This window comes from Oceanisphaera sp. IT1-181, assembly GCF_033807535.1.
Classification (GTDB): domain Bacteria; phylum Pseudomonadota; class Gammaproteobacteria; order Enterobacterales; family Aeromonadaceae; genus Oceanimonas.
The window spans coordinates 1,625,597-1,644,179 of sequence record NZ_CP136856.1 but is presented as its reverse complement, the minus strand read 5'-3'; the positions used below and the strand labels follow the sequence as shown (position 1 = coordinate 1,644,179).

The 18,583-nt window shown below is 48.9% G+C and carries 10 protein-coding genes and 4 tRNA genes; 6 read left to right on the top strand and 8 right to left on the bottom strand.

Going from position 1 to position 18,583, the window contains the following annotated elements:
* Window positions 1–144: 144 nt before the first annotated feature.
* Both R0134_RS07440 and fabA read left to right on the top strand, forming a co-directional pair.
* On the top strand, window positions 145–2,100 hold the full coding sequence (locus tag R0134_RS07440) for a Lon protease family protein (protein WP_319784159.1): 1,956 nt from the start codon (window positions 145–147) through the stop codon (window positions 2,098–2,100).
* A 117-nt stretch (window positions 2,101–2,217) separates the two neighbouring features.
* On the top strand, window positions 2,218–2,772 hold the full coding sequence (fabA, locus tag R0134_RS07435; protein ID WP_319784323.1) for a 3-hydroxyacyl-[acyl-carrier-protein] dehydratase FabA: 555 nt from the start codon (window positions 2,218–2,220) through the stop codon (window positions 2,770–2,772).
* Window positions 2,773–3,176: 404 nt separating this feature from the next.
* Here fabA and R0134_RS07430 read toward each other — a convergent pair whose 3' ends face one another.
* From R0134_RS07430 to rlmKL, 3 genes are read right to left on the bottom strand one after another with little or no spacing between them, the layout of a single operon-like run.
* A complete protein-coding gene (locus tag R0134_RS07430; protein ID WP_319784158.1) occupies window positions 3,177–5,093 on the bottom strand; it encodes an ABC transporter ATP-binding protein in 1,917 nt (638 codons plus the stop codon).
* Window positions 5,093–5,344, bottom strand: a complete 252-nt coding sequence (locus tag R0134_RS07425; protein ID WP_319784157.1) for a glutaredoxin family protein — start codon at window positions 5,342–5,344, stop codon at window positions 5,093–5,095. The genes R0134_RS07430 and R0134_RS07425 overlap by 1 nt, the downstream gene beginning before the upstream one ends.
* Before the next feature lie 26 nt (window positions 5,345–5,370).
* Window positions 5,371–7,542, bottom strand: coding sequence for a bifunctional 23S rRNA (guanine(2069)-N(7))-methyltransferase RlmK/23S rRNA (guanine(2445)-N(2))-methyltransferase RlmL (rlmKL, locus tag R0134_RS07420; protein WP_319784156.1), 2,172 nt, complete (start codon window positions 7,540–7,542; stop codon window positions 5,371–5,373).
* Between the two features lie 148 nt (window positions 7,543–7,690).
* Here rlmKL and R0134_RS07415 point away from each other — a divergent pair.
* The 4 genes from R0134_RS07415 (at window position 7,691) to R0134_RS07400 (ending at window position 8,227) form a co-directional block, all read left to right on the top strand.
* Window positions 7,691–7,767: transfer RNA gene (locus R0134_RS07415), tRNA-Met, on the top strand.
* Window positions 7,768–7,840: 73 nt separating this feature from the next.
* Window positions 7,841–7,917 (top strand) — tRNA-Met (locus tag R0134_RS07410).
* Between the two features lie 78 nt (window positions 7,918–7,995).
* Window positions 7,996–8,072, top strand: a tRNA-Met gene (locus tag R0134_RS07405).
* A gap of 78 nt (window positions 8,073–8,150) precedes the next feature.
* Window positions 8,151–8,227: transfer RNA gene (locus tag R0134_RS07400), tRNA-Met, on the top strand.
* Between the two features lie 341 nt (window positions 8,228–8,568).
* Here R0134_RS07400 and R0134_RS07395 read toward each other — a convergent pair.
* The 5 genes from R0134_RS07395 to pepN all read right to left on the bottom strand — a co-directional run bounded on the left by R0134_RS07395 (window position 8,569) and on the right by pepN (window position 18,583).
* Entirely contained in the window at window positions 8,569–9,114 is a 546-nt protein-coding gene (locus R0134_RS07395) for a cell division protein ZapC (protein WP_319784155.1), read from the bottom strand.
* Between the two features lie 148 nt (window positions 9,115–9,262).
* Complete coding sequence (gene pyrD / locus R0134_RS07390) at window positions 9,263–10,246, bottom strand: quinone-dependent dihydroorotate dehydrogenase (RefSeq protein WP_319784322.1); 984 nt, start codon at window positions 10,244–10,246, stop codon at window positions 9,263–9,265.
* A 120-nt stretch (window positions 10,247–10,366) separates the two neighbouring features.
* Window positions 10,367–15,217: an NAD-glutamate dehydrogenase gene (locus R0134_RS07385; protein WP_319784154.1), complete on the bottom strand. Its 4,851-nt coding sequence runs from the start codon at window positions 15,215–15,217 to the stop codon at window positions 10,367–10,369.
* Window positions 15,218–15,758: 541 nt separating this feature from the next.
* Window positions 15,759–15,977, bottom strand: a complete 219-nt coding sequence (locus R0134_RS07380; protein WP_319784153.1) for a DUF2835 family protein — start codon at window positions 15,975–15,977, stop codon at window positions 15,759–15,761.
* Window positions 15,977–18,583: an aminopeptidase N gene (gene pepN / locus R0134_RS07375; protein WP_319784152.1), complete on the bottom strand. Its 2,607-nt coding sequence runs from the start codon at window positions 18,581–18,583 to the stop codon at window positions 15,977–15,979. Before pepN ends, R0134_RS07380 begins: the two co-directional genes overlap by 1 nt.

Genomic DNA, 18,583 nt, shown 5'->3' with positions numbered 1-18,583 from the left:
GAAATAATGCTTAAATTACGCGCAACCAAAGCCAGCTAGGCTGATTAAGTTCGATTTTTCACGCATATTCGCCATCCAGCTGTCGACCCCTCGGCTGGCTGCAGTATACTGGCGGTAATTTACCAATAGTGATGAGTTTTTTGAGTGCACCCACTGAGTCCCGTCGAACTAAATCCGATTTTTACCCTGCCTGAGATCAGTACGCTGAGCGAGCTGCCCCCTAAAGCGTTCAGTGCACTACAAGACAGAGCAGACTCCGCCTTTGCCACCCTCTCGGCCCTCAAAGCCGTGAATCCCATTTTATTATTGAATGGTTTTGCCGGTGTGGACTACGAAGAGCTGGTACACGACTTGGTCGCTAAGCATTCTGATCATGCTAATTTATTCGACCTTTGTTATGCGGAAAACTTAACGCATCCACAAAAACCCATCTGGCTGCGATTGAAAGCCGGCAGCGGTTTAGTGTTTTGTGAGTTAGTTGGCCAACTATTGGAATTGTCGTCGCGCCATCTGGATGCGGAGCATATTGTGGAGCGTATCTTAAAGAAACAAGATAACGACCCCAAGGTTGCCAACTATCTCTCTTTATTGGCTCAGCACGTGGCCGCCGGTGAAGGCTTTAGCCATCCGGTATTGATTAATCTCATGGTACATCGCCATGACGACAGCATGCCCATCGTACATGCGCGCCAGTTTACGCCTGAGCAGTTGTTTGGTGCCGTGCACTTTCAAACCGAACAAGGCTCCATATTTAGTCATCATCATTTACTTGAGCCCGGTCTTATCCATCAGGCCAATGGCGGCTATTTAATCGTGGCCATCGAAGAGCTGCTTGAGCAGCCTAATTTGTGGTTCCGTTTGAAAAATGCGCTGGTTACTCGTCAAATTGAGTGGAGCCGACCCGCTGAAATGGCCGCCTTTTACTTTCAGCCAGAAGCGCCGCCGCTGGATTTTCATCTGATTTTGGTAGGAGATCGCTCAGCGGTCGCCGAACTGTATTTAATGGATCGTGACTTAGATACGCTGGCCTTCTTACGGGCCGACATCTTGCCAGAATGGGATGCGCGTGAAGATTTACCGACTTATTTAGGGTATTTGGCTCACTTGCGTCAAAAATATCAATTGCTGGATTTAGATGCGAGTGCGGTGCTGCGTTTGTGTCGCTACAGCAGTCGCTTAACTGACCATCAACATAAAGTATCCTTAGTTGAAGCGCAGTTAGTGGCCATGATGCAGCTGAGTGATGTGATCGCGCGCCGTGAGCAAAGTGAGATTATCAGCGCCGCTCATTTGATATTGGCTCAGCAAGAGCAAGATCATCGCTTAAGTTTCTTAATTGAGCAGTCAGATATCGGCGTACGCGATGGTCAATATCTGATGCAAACGCAAGGCAAAGCCGTCGGTCAAATTAACGGTTTGTCGGTGATCCAAATTATCGGCCACCCTTATGACTTTGGTGAGCCGGTGCGTTTAACCGCCACCGTGCACTTGGGCGATGGCGATGTGGTGGACATTGAGCGCAAAGCTGAATTAGCCGGCCATATTCATGCCAAGGCCATGATGATTATTCACGGCTATTTGTCGAACTTATTTGGGGCCGAGCACCCTTCGCCCTTATCGGCTAACTTGGTATTTGAGCAGTCTTATCATGAGATAGACGGTGACAGTGCCTCCTTAACCGGTTTGTGTGCTTTACTCTCTGCCATGGCTAAAGAGCCGATTTATCAACACTTTGCTGTAACGGGTGCCTTGGATCAGTTTGGTAATGTGCAGCCGGTGGGCGGCGTGAACGAAAAAATTGAAGGTTTTTACCGCCTGTGTAAAATTCAAGGCCTTACCGGTCAGCAAGGCATTATTTTGCCGGACAGTAATCGTTTACAATTGAATTTATCCGATGAAGTGACCGCCGCCGTCAGCGCCGGCCAGTTTCATATTTTCCCCGTGGCCCGCGTGGAACAAGCGATTGAGCTGCTTACCGGCAGCGTAGCCGGTGATGTGGAACAACCAGATACGCTCTTTGGGCGCATTCGTGATCGGCTCGATGAGCTGAATGGTCATACTTTAGAACGTGGATTTTTACGGCGCTTGTTTCGAATTTAATTTCGGATTTAGTTCCGACTTTAGAGTGATCGGACTTGTCTGGCGAACAAGTGTTCGCTAAAGTGACGCCAATTTACCATCTAGGCCTTTGCCTGAACATAATGGAATACTGTGACTATGTCTCAAGAACAGCCTCAAGCCTTGCCTTCGCAAAAAGAACTGGGCAAGCATAGCTTTACCCGTGAAGAATTACTGGCCTGTAGCCAGGGTGAATTATTTGGCCCAGGTAACAGCCAGTTGCCCGCCCCTAACATGCTGATGATGGACCGCATCATGCAGATCTCTGATGACGGCGGCGAGCACGGTAAGGGCGAAATCATTGCCGAATTAGATATTAATCCTGACTTATGGTTTTTTGATTGCCACTTCCCCGGTGACCCAGTAATGCCAGGTTGCTTAGGCTTAGATGCCATGTGGCAGCTGGTCGGCTTCTTCTTAGGCTGGAAAGGTGGCCCAGGTAAAGGTCGTGCACTGGGTGTAGGTGAAGTGAAATTTACTGGTCAAATTTTGCCAACCGCGAAAAAAGTGACTTACAAGATCACCTTGAAGCGCGTCATTTGGCGCAAACTGATCATGGGCATCGCCGATGGTACCGTTGAAGTTGATGGCCGCGTAATCTACGAAGCCAAAGATTTGAAAGTAGGTTTGTTTACTGATACTTCTAAGTTCTAATCTTTGAGTGAAGAGTGAAGAGTAAATTGTGAAGGGACAGAACATAGGTTTGGTGTTCCTCTTTACGCTTACCCCTTCCCTCTTAACAAGGTATGAGTAACTAGCCAAAAGGCCCCACTGATATGTGGGGCTTTTTTATTGCCGTCTTCCTGATGACCATCAGGATCTAGCTCGGTTATTTGAAGTTTTGTTACACAAAACCGGCCCGCTACTCTTTGCCTAAAATAAGGGCCTCTACAAGCTCGGTGATTTTGTAGAAGCCGCTTTAGCCGGCTGGTGGTGCGAAGCAGCACTGTGTTTATCGTCTGTCCGTCGCAGCCAAAAAAATACCCTCATGTTGTTCATGAGGGTATTTTTATTTTACTGAGTGCTGCACTTAACGTGCAGCAATCTGCTTTACCATATTAAGCGTTGGCTTGGGCTTCTAGCTCTTCCCAACGGCTGAAGGCGGTTTCGAATTCGCTTTCAGCGTCGGCCAATTGTTGCAGCGCTTTTTGGGTTACGTCTTCGCTCTTACTGAAAAAGTCAGGGGCGTTAACGGTGCTTTGCAGCTTTTCTATTTTTTGCTCGAGTTGTTCAAGCTTAGCCGGCAAACCTTCCAGCTCTTGCTGAATTTTATACGGCAATTTTTTTGCCTTAGGCTTGCTCTCTATTTTTGGAACAGCTTTAGCTTCAACTTTAGTCTCTGGTTTGTCTTTGGCTTTTTCTGCCACAGGCTTTCGATAAGACAGCTGATGCTGCATATCTTGATAACCGCCCACAAACTCGCTGACCTTGCCCTGCCCTTCAAATAACCAGCAATGGGTCGCCGTGTTATCGATAAAGTCACGGTCGTGGCTCACCAGCAATAAGGTGCCTTTGTAATCTGCCAGTAATTCTTCCAGCAACTCGAGGGTTTCTACGTCCAAGTCGTTGGTCGGCTCATCGAGCACCAAAAGATTGCTGGGCTTTAAGAATAAACGCGCCAGTAATAAACGGTTTTTCTCACCGCCAGACAAGGCTTTAACCGGGGTACGCGCGCGCTTAGGCTCAAACAAGAAGTCTTGCAAGTAGCCCAATACGTGGCGGCTGCGACCATTCACTTCAACTTCTTGCTTACCTTCGGCCAAGTTATCCATCACGGTGCGCTCAGGATCAAGCTGCTCGCGATACTGGTCAAAGTAGGCCACTTCTAACTTGGTGCCGCACTTTAAGGTACCTGAGTCCGCTTCCAGTTTGCCGAGTAACAATTTTATCATGGTACTCTTGCCACAACCGTTCGGGCCAACCAAGGCAATTTTGTCACCGCGCTGAATAAGCGTGGAGAAATTGTCGAGCAACAGGTTGTCCTCGTAGGCGAAGGTTAAATTCTCAGCCTCAAACACTATCTTGCCTGAGCGACGTACATCATCCAGCGTGACGCTGACCTTACCAATACTTTCACGACGTTCGCCGCGCTCAACGCGAAGCTCTTTTAAGGCGCGCACTCGGCCTTCGTTACGGGTACGACGGGCTTTTACACCTTGGCGGATCCAGGCTTCTTCTTGGGCTAAGCGCTTATCGAACAAGGCATTTTGATCTGCTTCTACGCGCAGCGCTTCTTCTTTACTGACTAAGTAGTCGTCGTAATTGCCCGGCCAGCTAGACAGCTTGCCGCGATCCAAGTCCACGATGCGCGTGGCCATCTTACGGATAAAGGCACGGTCGTGACTGACGAACACGATGGCGCCTTTAAAGTCCAGCAAGAAGGTTTCGAGCCAAGCAATGGCCTCGATATCTAAGTGGTTGGTCGGCTCATCGAGCAATAAAATTTCTGGATCGTTCGTCAAGGCGCGTGCCAGTGCTACTTTACGTAACCAACCACCGGATAAATCGTTTAAACGGGTATCACCATTGAGCTCTAATAACGTCAGGCTTTGATTAATTTTAGTCTCAAATCCCCAGCCGTCAGAGGCATCAATTTGCTCTTGCAGACGCATCAGATCATTCATGGCTTTATCTGAAAAGTCGTGGCCCACTACTTCTAACTGGTGATGGTACTTTTTCAGCAAAGTGCCCATTTCAGCCAAACCGCCGGCCACATAGTCAAATACAGTTTGATCGTCATCCACTTGCGGAGGATCTTGCTCAAGGCGGGCAATGTTAATGCCTTGCAATAACTGACGGCGGCCATCATCTAACTGCAGCTCACCGGCGATCACTTTCATCAGCGTCGACTTACCGGCACCGTTACGGCCAACGATACACACGCGCTCGCCGGCTAAAATATTAAATTCTATTCCGTCTAATAACGGCGCATCACCAAACGCTAATTGCGCGTTTTGTAGGGTCAATAAACTCATTAAATCTCTCGATTAAAGGCAATAATGTCGGCGGCCGTAAAAGGCCAATCCAGCTCGCGGCCATCCATATGGCGCAACACCGGAATGCGCACAGCATAGGCTGCTAGCCACCGTTCGTCGTTGATAATATCTTCCAGCACAGTGGCGTTACTTAACTCAGTTTGTTCAAGTAACGTCCAGGCTTGTTCACACAGATGGCAACCATCCGTTGAAAATAGCGTTAAGCGCATGGTTAATTCCTCGCTACTCATAGCTAATTCTTCACTACCCTAATTCTTCACGACTGTGGCGTTTCGGCCCAGGTGATTTCCCAACAATTATGAATATGTGGGTTACGGGCGAAGTCTTTGGGTAAGCTGTTTTTGCTTACGTCTTTGGCTTTCAAGCCTAACTGGGCTAAGCCTTCTAAATCCATTTTAAATTGGCGCTTATTGTTGGAGAAAATCACCAAGCCATTCGGGCGTAAATGCTTACTCAACAAGCCCAACAACTCCAGATGATCGCGCTGAATATCGAAGTTATCTTCCATGCGCTTGGAGTTAGAAAATGTCGGCGGATCGACGAAGATCAAGTCGTAGCTCTCACCTGGCTCGCGTAACCAGCTTAAACAATCAGCCTGAATAAACTGATGCTCACGACCATTTAAGCCATTCAGCGCCATATTGCGCTCGGCCCAACCTAGATAGGTGTTAGACATATCCACCGTGGTGGTGGACTTAGCGCCCCCCAAACCGGCATGTACCGTAGCGCTGCCCGTATAAGCAAACAGATTTAAGAAATCTTTGCCCTTGGCCAACTCACCGATGCGCTTGCGGGTCGGTCTGTGATCCAAGAACAAGCCCGTATCCAGATAATCGTATAAGTTCACCAGTAAGCTGGCGTTATGCTCTTGTACTTCCAACCACTGATCGCGGCGATCCAGTTTTTCATATTGCTCACGGCCGACTTGGCGGGCGCGTACCTTCATGATCAACTTATTAGCCGTCACGCCAGTGACCGCCATGGTAGCTTGTACTAAATCGTAGAAACGACCGCGCGCCTTGTATTCAGGAATGGTCTTAGGGGCGGCGTATTCTTGAATAACAATGTAATCTTGATAACGGTCGATGGCGGCATTGTATTCAGGTAAATCTGCATCATAAAGACGGTAGCAATCGATGTTTTCGGTCTTGGCCCACTTTTCGAGTTGCTTGATGTTTTTGGTCAAACGATTTGCAAAGTCGACGGCTAAAGGTCGCGCGGTTTTAGCGTCTGCAGCAATCTGATAATTACGCAGCTCACAGGCAAGCGCGCCGTTAAAGAGCTTATAAATTTTATCATGACGCAGGCGCAAGCAGCTCAGTAACTCCGGTGAGCTGGAGATCAAGCTGACATTCCAGCCTTTAAATTGCTCACGCAATCTATCACCCAGTAACTGATGCAAGCCTAATAAGGACGGAAATTCGCTTAAGCGCTCGCCGTACGGCGGGTTAGAAATAACCCAGCCAGTTTGTTCATCAGGGTTTTGCGGATCGGCTAAGGGATTGACTAAATTCTCGACCGTGCCTTGGCGTAAATCGATAAGGTTGCCCACTCCCGCCGCCATAGCGTTGTCTTGGGCAAAGCCCAGTACGCGCTTGTCTTGGTCAAAACCAATGAGCTGTACTTGAGTTTGCTTTAAACCGCGAGTCGCACGCACCGTGGCCTCGGCGCTGATCTCTTGCCAGGCATTTCTGTCGTGACCGCTCCAGGCCATAAAGCCAAAGCGTACCCGCAATAAACCCGGCGCATGATCGGCGGCCATCAATGCCGCTTCTATTAGTAAGGTGCCAGAGCCACACATAGGGTCGACTAACGGTGAGGTCTTATCCCAACCGCTGCGCAATAAAATCGCCACCGCTAAGTTTTCTTTAAGCGGTGCATCGCCCGCCTGCTGGCGATAACCGCGCTGATGCAGTGCCGGACCAGACAAGTCGAGGGTAATGCTCAGCTCATTATTACGCTTCAAATGCGCCAAGATCCGAATGTCAGGCGTGCGCTTATCAACGTTGGGCCGCTCACCGTGGCGCTTAGTTAAACGATCCACGATGGCGTCTTTAATTTTTAGGCCACCATATTGGGTATTGGTGATGGCTTCGTTGGTGCCCGAAAAGTCTACCGCAAAGGTCTGCCCTGGTTGAATATGATCCTCCCACGCCACATTTGCCGCACCCAGATATAAGTCCATATCGGTGCGCATGGTAAACTCGGTCAGCTGCAACATAATGCGCGACGCTAAACGCGACCACATACAGGCGCGGTACGCGGTGGCCAAATCACCCTGAAAGCCGATACCGGCCACAGTTTCCTGTAGATGAGTGGCGCCTAACTGAGTAAGTTCATCAAGGAGCAAAGATTCCAAGCCTTTAGGGCAGGTAGCAAAAAACGGCAGTAGCATAGTCAGGCTTATCCAAACAAAAGAGGCGCGCATTATACCTCAAAGCTGGGAGATTCTGTAGAATTTGCCGCGTATTGTACGTATTTGAAGCGGCTTGGCGTTATATTAGGCAACTAGAATAAAGTTCTGCATCCACGCTTGCATTCAGTGAGACAGATCACTAATATGCACAACCTGAGGACGCGGGATGGAGCAGTTTGGTAGCTCGTCGGGCTCATAACCCGAAGGTCGTTGGTTCGAATCCAGCTCCCGCAACCAACTCAGTGATAGCAATATCTTAAGTAAGCATTATGTAGTAAAGTAGTACGGCATTAGCGTTTAAGTAATCGGACGCGGGATGGAGCAGTTTGGTAGCTCGTCGGGCTCATAACCCGAAGGTCGTTGGTTCGAATCCAGCTCCCGCAACCACTTAAGTGTGAAGCAATACGTAAAGAAATAGAAAATATAAAGTTAGTATGAATAAAGAGTAAGCGTTTAAGTATCGGACGCGGGATGGAGCAGTTTGGTAGCTCGTCGGGCTCATAACCCGAAGGTCGTTGGTTCGAATCCAGCTCCCGCAACCACTTAAGTGTGAAGTAATACGTAAAGAAATAGAAAATGTACAGTTAGTATGAATAAAGAGTTAGCGTTTAAGTATCGGACGCGGGATGGAGCAGTTTGGTAGCTCGTCGGGCTCATAACCCGAAGGTCGTTGGTTCGAATCCAGCTCCCGCAACCACTTAAGTTTACAATTAGCCTGTTCAGGCAAATAGCAATCCTCCTAAAGTTACCTCAGTACTCCCCTACCCTGTTATTACACTCTAAACTTCATTAAATATACCCATGCGAACCTATGTTCGATTTTTTCGATCCTGATTTTCATCATGCGTACACACAACATACCCCAGCAGATTGCTATCTGTTGTCATATCGCTGTAAAACAAGCAGCACAAAGCCAACAATAGAAATGCTACTGTTGGCTTTGTGCTTTAATTTTTCTGATGCTTTCAATTTCTTGTGATCACAGACTCTTTCACAGACTCTTTCAAGCCCAAACAGCAAAACGCGGGCTGCAGTCCGTTAACCTACTTGTCTGATATCGTTGATATCGTTGATATTGCTGATGGTATCTAAACTGACCAGTCGATCATTCATCACCTTGATGGCACTAAAGGTGTTGAGTTGCTTGCTGTCCGACAATAAGCGAGGTGCCGACAATGAAATACACACAGACGCAGACGGTGAGGTATCCACCACCATCATGGTGAGCTGTTCATTTTCTACGTCTAAACCAATTAGCTCACCAAGCTCAGGTTGATGATAATCTGCTTGCGGTTCAAAAAACCAACTCTGGGGCATCAAGGGTTTATAAAATCGAGCCACGGCCACACCATTTAACGCCGCTTGCACCCGTTGTGCCGATGAACCCATAGTGTTGAGCTGATCGATAAATCGATAATATAGGCCGGTATCCTCGACCGAAAAGCACTGTTCTAATGAGGCCGAATACACTAAATGCTTCTCCAGATAGGGGCTGCTAAATAGCATCTCCGCCCCCAGATCCAGCATTAGGTGTTTGTCTTCGCCCATAAACCAGCGCCACTGATCATTTGGTTGAAGTAACATCCAAGTCACACCTTTTAGTTATACAACATTATGGTTTGATACTTGATAATAGACGTCATTTATCAAACCAAATGTTTAATTATTCATTAATACGCTAATTTATAACCCATTTGGAGCTAAAGGTAAATTATTGTGCGCCATGCCGCCTTTATAAATGGCGTGCCAATTGCTGAATAAGCTTAGGACCTTGATAAATAAATCCAGAATAAATCTGCACTAAGCTGGCGCCGGCAGCCATCTTCTCACGACCTGCGGTCAGTGAGTCAATCCCGCCCACACCAATAATAGGTAAGTGACCATTTAAGCGACGCGACAGCTCTTGGATAACCCAAGTACTTTTGCTTTGCACCGGTCGGCCGCTTAAGCCACCCGCTTCATGGGCATGGGGCAAATCAAACACTAACTCGCGATCCAGCGTGGTATTGGTGGCGATCACGCCGTCAATATTAAAGCGCACTAAGCTGTCTGCCACTTGCTCAATTTCAGCCATCGACAAATCTGGGGCAATCTTCACCAGTAAGGGCACCTGCTTATTATGAATCAGCGCCAATTCGGCCTGCTTTTCTTTGAGTGACCCTAATAAATCATCTAGCGCTTCACCGTATTGTAAGCTACGGAGGCCTGGTGTATTGGGCGAGGAAATATTCACCGTAATGTAGCCTGCGTGAGCGTAGGCTTTTTCCATGCAAATAATATAATCGTCTTTGCCATGCTCAATCGGGGTATCTTTATTTTTACCGATATTGATGCCGAGCACGCCGCTATAGCGGGCGCGTTTAACGTTTTCAATTAAGTAATCGATGCCGTGGTTATTAAAACCCATGCGGTTGATGATGGCATCTGCTTGTTTAATACGAAACAGGCGCGGCTTCTCATTGCCCTCTTGTGCCTTGGGCGTCACGGTACCAATTTCAATAAAGCCAAAACCCATGGCAGCAAAGGCATCGATGCAATCACCGTTTTTATCTAAACCTGCCGCCAATCCCACCGGGTTGTCGAAGGTTAAGCCCATTACCTCTACGGGATTAATAATTTGCGGCCGACGATATAAAGCCGCCAAGGCGTTATGTTGCGTTTTTGCCAATCCCTTGATGGTGAGCTCGTGCACATGCTCTGGGTCACATTGAAACATTAGGGGTTTAGCCAGTGAATACACAGTTCTTATCCTTGTAAAAAAGCCCCGGTATTGACCAGGGCTTGAGTATGATTATGCAATGCTATTTATGAAACGGCGTTTAAACTAAGCCCGCCATTAAACGGCGTTCACACAATGCAGATGCAGCAAATTCAGCTCGCGCAAGGCCACTGAAAACTGAGCAAACTCATGGCTAGAAGAGGCCTTAAAGTCAGCTAATAAATGGCGCCAGCGGTTCAATGCTTGCTCGTGCTCATCAAGCCATTGGGCCAGCATATTAGCGCATTCATCGCTCGCATTACAGTGTTTCAATACCACAGCCGTGAGGCTACGCTGCTGATAATCCAAGTCTTCTCTAAATGCAGAACGTGCCTGTGCTTGCCAGTGGTTACTGACTTCTTGTTCGTTTATTTGGTCTAAGAACCAATGCAGCTCAAGCTCCACGCCCAAGTGGAAGTACAGCTTAGCCACCACTTTTATGTCTTTGCCTTTTTCTTTGGCCACTTGTGCTAAGTCTAGGCTTGAAAACGCGCTGCTTAACTGCGCCACTCGCTCGGCGACAGATTGCGACACGCCTTGGGCCGTGAGCTCGCTCACTTCCTGTTTAATCTCTGCCACTTCTGACTCAACCATCACCGAGTACAAGTCTTCTGCCAAGCTGGCATAAGCCGGTTTAAAGAGGATGATGGCCCGCTCGATAGACAACTTACGATCCCGATTGCGCAACAACCAGCGAGTCGCACGACGAACCGTACGTCTCACTTGTGTAAAGAGTGCTAACTGCACGGCTGCCGGCGCTTGATTATCCAACGCCTCAATATCACGCAGCAGAGCGTCCATGCCAAACACCTCGCGCGCTATCATAAAGCTGTGCGCAATATCGCAGATGCTGGCGCCGGTTTCGTCTTGCAAACGCATGGCAAAGTTAAAGCCCATGTCGTTAACCATGATGTTGGCCAAACGGGTCGCAATGATCTCACCCCGTAACGGGTGAGCCATCAGCGCTTCACCAAACTGCGCCACTAACGGTTGAGGCATGCTCAGCGGCAATAACTGGGCGATAAAGTCATTGTCGGTGATCTCGCTAATATTGAGCGTCTCTTTCAAGGTCATCTTGGCGTAAGCCACTAAAATCGCCAACTCAGGGCGAGTTAAACCGCTGCCTACCGCCATGCGCTCGGTCAGCTCATCGTCGCTCGGTAAATACTCTAATTGACGATCCAACTTGCCTTTACGCTCTAGCCAATGAATAAAGTGCTGCTGCTCTTTGATTGCCGCCGCCCCACTGTGCTCGGTAATCGAAATTGTTTGCGACTGGCGATAGGCGTTGGTCAGCACTTTGTTGGCCACATCTTCCGTCATGTCGAACAATAACTGGTTGCGGTGCTCCATGCTCAGCTCGCCTTTATCGACCAAAGTGGTCAATAAAATCTTAATGTTTACTTCGTTATCGGAGCAATCCACACCGCCTACGTTATCGATAAAGTCGGCATTAATGCGCCCGCCTTGGCTTGCGTATTCAATGCGCCCTAGCTGAGTACAACCTAAGTTACCGCCCTCGCCGACGATGCGAGTACGAAGCTGTGCGCCATTAACACGTACTGCATCGTTGGCACGGTCACCCACATCAAAATGACTTTCCCGTGCAGATTTCACATAGGTGCCAATGCCGCCATTCCAAATCAAATCCACTTTGGCCATCAACAAATGATGAATGACTTCCGTCGGTGCCAAGCTCGTCTTATCCGTATCCAGCAGCTGCTGCATTTCAGGGCTTAAGCTAATGGACTTAGCCGAGCGCTCAAACACACCGCCGCCTTTTGAAATCAAACTTGCATCAAAATCGCTCCAGCTTGAACCCGGAGTGTTAAATAATCGCTCTCGCTCCACATAGGTGGCCGCCGCATTGGGGGTGGGGTCAATAAAGATGTGTAAGTGGTTAAAGGCACCCACCAGGCAGGTGTGTTCTGAGCGCAACATGCCATTACCAAACACGTCGCCGGCCATATCGCCAATGCCGACCACGGTAAAGTCTGTGGTTTGGCAGTCAATATTCAGCTCTCGGAAGTGGCGCTTCACCGACTCCCAACCACCGCGAGCGGTAATGGCCATCTTCTTATGGTCGTAGCCTACAGAGCCGCCAGAGGCAAAGGCATCGCCTAACCAATGTTTGTATTCAGCACTGATTTCATTGGCAATATCAGAGAAAGAGGCAGTACCTTTATCGGCGGCCACCACCAAGTAGTAGTCATCTTCGTCGTGGCGAACCACGTCTTTAGCCGGTATAACCACGCCTTCGATAATGTTGTCGGTCACGTCTAACAACGCGCGAATAAAGAGGCGGTAACACGCCTTACCTTCGGCTAAGAAAGCAGCGCGATCGCCCTCTGGCAGTTGCTTACACACGAAACCGCCCTTGGCACCCACGGGCACAATCACGGTATTCTTCACTTGCTGTGCTTTTACCAGACCTAATACTTCGGTACGGAAGTCTTCACGACGATCCGACCAACGCAAACCACCGCGCGCCACTTTACCCCAGCGCAGATGCACGCCTTCAACCCGCGGCGAGTAGACAAATATTTCAAACATCGGCAGCGGTTGCGGCATGTCGCTAATAGTGGCGGGCGCCAGCTTAAAGGAGATATAAGGCTTGGGCTCACCATTGGCCGCAGGCTGATAGAAGTTGGTACGTACCGTGGCTTCAATCATTTCCATAAAGCGGCGAATAATGCGATCGTCATCGAGGTTGGCGACGTTATCGAGCTCTGCCACTAATTGCTGATGCAACTCAGCTTCTTGCGTGGCGTCTTGGGTTTGTACCAAAGAAAAGCGCTGTTCAAACAGCGTGAACAACAGCTGAGCTAATTGCGGATAACGGGCCAAGGTTTCTTCAATGTATTGCTGGCTAAAGCTAACGCCAGTTTGGCGCATATATTTAGCATACCCGCGTAACACGCTGATATCGCGACCGGTAAGTTCACTGGCCAGCAACAAGCGGTTAAAGCCGTCGTTTTCCAGCTCTTTATTCCACACTTGGGCAAATGCCTGCTGAAAACGGGCTTGGCAATGGTCAAGATCGAGCGGCGCGCCTATGTAGGACATGGAAAAGTCCAAGACCCAGTAAGTGTCGTCGCCACAGCTTACCTGATGCGGCGTTTCACCTATGATGCGCAGGCCTAAGTTTTCCAGCATTGGCATCACATCAGATAAATGGATGGGCTCATTGCGGTGATAGAGCTTAAGGCGCACCCGGTTAGAGTCGGGTTTTTCTTCTTGGGCGCGATAAAACAACATGCCCAGTGGCTGCTCATCACTGAGCGCCTCCAGTTTTTCAATATCGGCCACGGCAGAGCCGGGCATCACTCTTTCGGTGTATGAATGACCAAAAGCGGCACCGTATTTATCGAACAGGCGCTTACCTTCGGCTTCGCCCAAGCTTACGGATAACGCTTGGCTCAATTGATCTTCCCAACTGCGGGCGGCTTCGATTAAGTTTGCTTCAATTTTATTCACATCAATGTCCATTGCGTTATCTTGCACCCGAATTAAATAATGGGTGCGTGCAAATACGCCCTCAGAAAAATAAGTGCTAAATTCCACTTCCTCTTCTGAACCAAAGTAATCTTGTAAAATTGCTTGGGTTTTTTGGCGCAACGTAGTGTTAAACCGCTCTTTGCTGACATACACCATGCAAGAGAAAAAGCGTTCAAATAAGTCACGGCGCACAAACAGCCGCGTCATGTCCCGCTCTTGCATGCCCAACACACCCATGCCGATGGTAGTTAGCTCTTGTTCGGTGGCTTGAATAAGCTCATCGCGCGGGTAGCTTTCTAGAATATTAACTAAAGATTTATAGGCGTGGCTGCCCGCCACTAAACCAGAATGAGCCAGAATACGGCGTAACTTAGCGCCAATCAGCGGGATATCGAGGGCACTTAAGTTATATACATTTGAGGCATAAAGACCGATAAAACGATCTTCACCTATCACCTTACCCTGAGCATCGAAGCGTTTAATGCCAATGTAATCAATATAAGAGGGTCTGTGGACCCGAGATTGGTGATTGGTTTTGGTAAGAATTAAAATGTTGTTATTTAGCGCCGCCTCCCGCGCAGCTGGGCTCAAATCACTGAGCGCTAACGGCTGGGCGTGGCTGATGTTACGTAATAAGCCTAAGCTGCTGTCTAGCTCAGGCAATAGCACTTGGGAATCGCCTTCACCGGTTAATTGATAGCGACGATAGCCCATAAGGGTGAATTTATGATCCACCACCCAGTTTAAAAACGCTAACGTCTCCGCCATTTCATCCGGATGCGCGCCACAGGCTGTAGGCAGCTCAGTTATCACTTGCTCCAAGCGTTGCACCAGGGGCTGCCAGTCAGACACCACTTGCAGCACTTCTGTTACCACAGACACTAATTCAGCGGTTAAGGCGTCGCGGGTTTCTGGGGCGGCTAAGCGGTCTATTTCAATTAAAAAAGCGGTTTCAAGTGCTTGACTGGCGCTGGCTTGCTCTTGACTTTGTACCTGCTCTCGTTCTCTGATGTCGGTGAGCTCGCCATCAGCATCGCGTACCACTTGCATGGGTTGATGCAGCATAAGATGCGAGGTGATGCCCATGCGGGTGAGCACCATGCGAATGGAGTCCACTAAAAATGGCGCATCTGTGCAGATCACTTCTACCAATGTATGCGGTGACTGCCAGCCGTGACGGCCGAGCTCTGGGTTATAAACACGCACATATAAGGCAGCGTCTGGGCGCGTAGCAAAGGCTTGCCACAGGTTAATGGCCGCGCCATACACATCGCTGGCGTTACGATGATACAAGTCATAATCAGTAATACCGCTGTATAACTGAGTGACGAAATTGTTTACTAAGGGAGCGAGCTGTTCTGGGAATTTATCGGTGATGTGTTGGGCTACATTGTCGAGCAAAACGGATCTTGCTGCGGATTTAAATGCCATATTTTATCTTCCTCGAATACAAGCAAGAGCCAAAAGAGCATAACGCCCTCAGGTAATAAAACAGTGTATGCCCGCCTTATATTGAATGCGAGTAGCACGCGGGGAAAAGACGCTAAAGCATCGACTCGATCACTGCTTCATAGAATACTGTGCAGTTTGATACTCTCTCAAACCCGATACGAGTTTGCAAGTTAATGAATAAGTTAGTAAAAATATTGAATAGTTATTAAGGAGAAAAAGAAAGCGCTGCGTTGAATGCTATACGCTATAAACACCTTTGCGGTTGGTTTTGACCTTGTCGGTGGCTTTGTTTTCGGTAAATAGCATGAGTTATGGTTTGTTTTATCCCAAACCTCTAAAACTATCCAGCTACGCTGGCCTGCCGAATAAATTGGCAGCTACAAAAAGCACAGAATTTTGGCTTAGCTTTTGAGCTAAAATTATTCAGCGTAACTGGTAGGGTTTAAGAACAAAAAAATACCGAGACAAGCTCGTATGAAGTGTTTATTTTGGTCACAAGGTGTAAAGCTAGCCAACGGAGCTACAAGCGCATTAGCTGTTGGAATTGATTGTCGCTGTTGATGATGATTTCAAAATAACCCTGTAGGCCATCATGACTGACGAAGCTACGAAAGTGGTGTAGCGCAATTTGCAGCCGCAGCCCTTGTTCGGTTTGTACCGACAAGGCCGCGGTGCGGCCTTGATAATATTGTAATAGCTGCGGCCGCGAAATAGCCAAGCGAAACCGCAGCCGACGCATTAGGCCAGCGCCTTGGCGATTTTCTCGTACAAATCACCGGACAACTCAGGCAATGCCATCAGTTGATTTAACCGAGCCTTAATTAATCCCTGGCGGGCATCATCCAAACGCGCAAACTGGATCAGAGGCGTAATTAAGCGTGACGCTATTTGTGGGTTACTCTTATTAAGCGCAATCAGCACCGACACTAATACGTCATAACCGCCGCCATCTAAGCGATGAAAGGCCAGCGGATTACCGTTAATAAAGGCCCCAATCACAGCGCGTACCCGATTAGGGTTATTCAAACTAAAGGTGGGGTGTGCCATTAATTGCGCAATGCGCGCTAATACGTCATCCCCCGGTGCCGTGGCTTGCAAGCGAAACCAATTATCGAGCACTAAGCCATCGTGCTGCCATTTTTGCTCAAAGTCCGCCAGCATAGCGCTCGCTTCACCCAACTCCGCTCGCACCGCCGCCTTCATGGCACCCAGCGTATCTGTCATATTATCGGCTTGCTGATATTGCGTTTGTGCCAAGCCACTATCGCCGGCTAACGCCAAATAACTGAGCGCCACATTCTTCAGCGCACGTTTGCCGATATCTTGATGATCAATGCGATATTGTGGCGTCACATGTTGTTGGTAGGCGCGGCGCCACAAGGGAGTCAGTGCTTGCGCTAAGGCTAACTGCAGCTCGGCGTGTACTTGGCCTAAGACACTGATATCGACTTGCTCAAATAACTCCAGCAAGCTGCCGATATCTGGCAAGGCCAGCATCTCGGCTTGCAAGGCGGCATCCAAGCTTTGATCGTCGAGCGTGGCGCTAAATACCTCTAACAAGGCTTGAGGTAGCTGTACCGCCTCTTGATGCTGCAATCTTGACACATTGTCACGCACCGCATTGTTAATCAGCATTTGTACTGCGTCCCAACGCACAAACTCATCGATGCTGTGCTTGGCCAATAAAGTAAGCTGGGCATCGGTATAGTCATATTCGAGTTTTACCGGTGCTGAAAACGACTGCAGCAAGGCCGGCACTGGGCGCGAGGGGATATTTTCAAACACAAACTCGTGCTCGGCCTCCATTACATCCAATACCGGGCTGACACTCTCACCGTGCAAGGTAAGCATTAATGGCTCGCCCTGCTCTGTATACAAGGCCACGCTTAATGGAATATGCAACGGCAGCTTTTGCGGTTGATCCAAGGTGGGCGGCGTATGTTGGCGCACGGTTAAGGTATAGCGCTGGATGCTGACATCATAATTATCGCTCACCTGTAACACAGGCGTCCCCGACTGGCTGTACCAGCGGGCAAAACGCGTTAAATCGCGCCCGCTGGCCTCACTCATGGTGCTAAGAAAGTCTTCACAGGTGGCCGCTTGACCATCAAAGCGTTGCAAATACAGCGCCATGCCACGTTGAAACGCCACTTCACCCACTAAGGTGTGCAACATGCGGATCACTTCTGCGCCCTTCTCATACACGGTAAGGGTGTAGAAGTTGTTCATCTCAATCACCGCATCGGGGCGAATGGGATGCGCCATGGGGCCGGCGTCTTCGGCAAATTGTGGGCCACGTAAGGTACGTACATTTTGGATGCGATTAACGGTACGCGAGCCTAAATCCGAAGAGAACTCTTGGTCACGAAATACCGTTAAGCCTTCTTTTAACGACAACTGAAACCAGTCACGACAGGTCACGCGATTACCGGTCCAGTTATGAAAGTATTCATGGCCAATCACCCGTTCTATATCCAGATAATCCGCATCGGTGGCGGTATTGGCATCGGCCAATACGAACTTGGAGTTAAAGACGTTTAAGCCTTTGTTCTCCATGGCGCCCATATTGAAGAAGTCCACCGCCACTATCATGTAGATATCGAGGTCGTACTCCAAATGACAGCGCTGCTCATCCCAGGTCATGGACGCTTTTAGGCTGTCCATGGCATGATCAGCTCTGTGCAAGTTGCCCTTATCGACGAAGATTTCCAGCGCGACCTCGCGACCACTGAGAGTGGTAAAACTGTCGCGCAGTACATCAAAATCACCGGCCACCACCGCAAACAGGTAAGCGGGCTTAGGAAACGGGTCTTGCCATTGTACCCAATGACGACCGTCATCAAGTGTGCCTTCATCTACCTTATTGCCGTTCGATAATAAGTAAGGGCAAGTGGCGAGGTCGGCGGTAATACGGGTGCTGAAACGCGCTAATACATCTGGGCGATCCAAATAATAGGTAATACGACGAAAGCCTTGTGCTTCACACTGAGTGCAAAAGGCGGAGCCGGATTTATAAAGTCCTTCTAGCGCCGTATTGGCCGCCGGATCCAGCTCAGTTTTAATGGTCAGCACAAATTCTTGCGGCAATTGCGACAAAATTAAGCTGCTGTCCGTTTGCTGATACTGGCTAATGTCGATGCCATTTACCGCCACTTGTAACAAGGTTAACTGCTCACCATCCAGCACCAAAGGCTCATCGTGCTCTCCATTGCGGCGCACACGACTGATGGCCACCACTTGGGTGGCGCTGTCGTGCAGCTGAATGTCTAGGTCTAGAGTATCAATCCAGTAATGAGGTGCTTGATAATCGTCACGATATTGCACTTTAGGATTTATTTGGGTCAT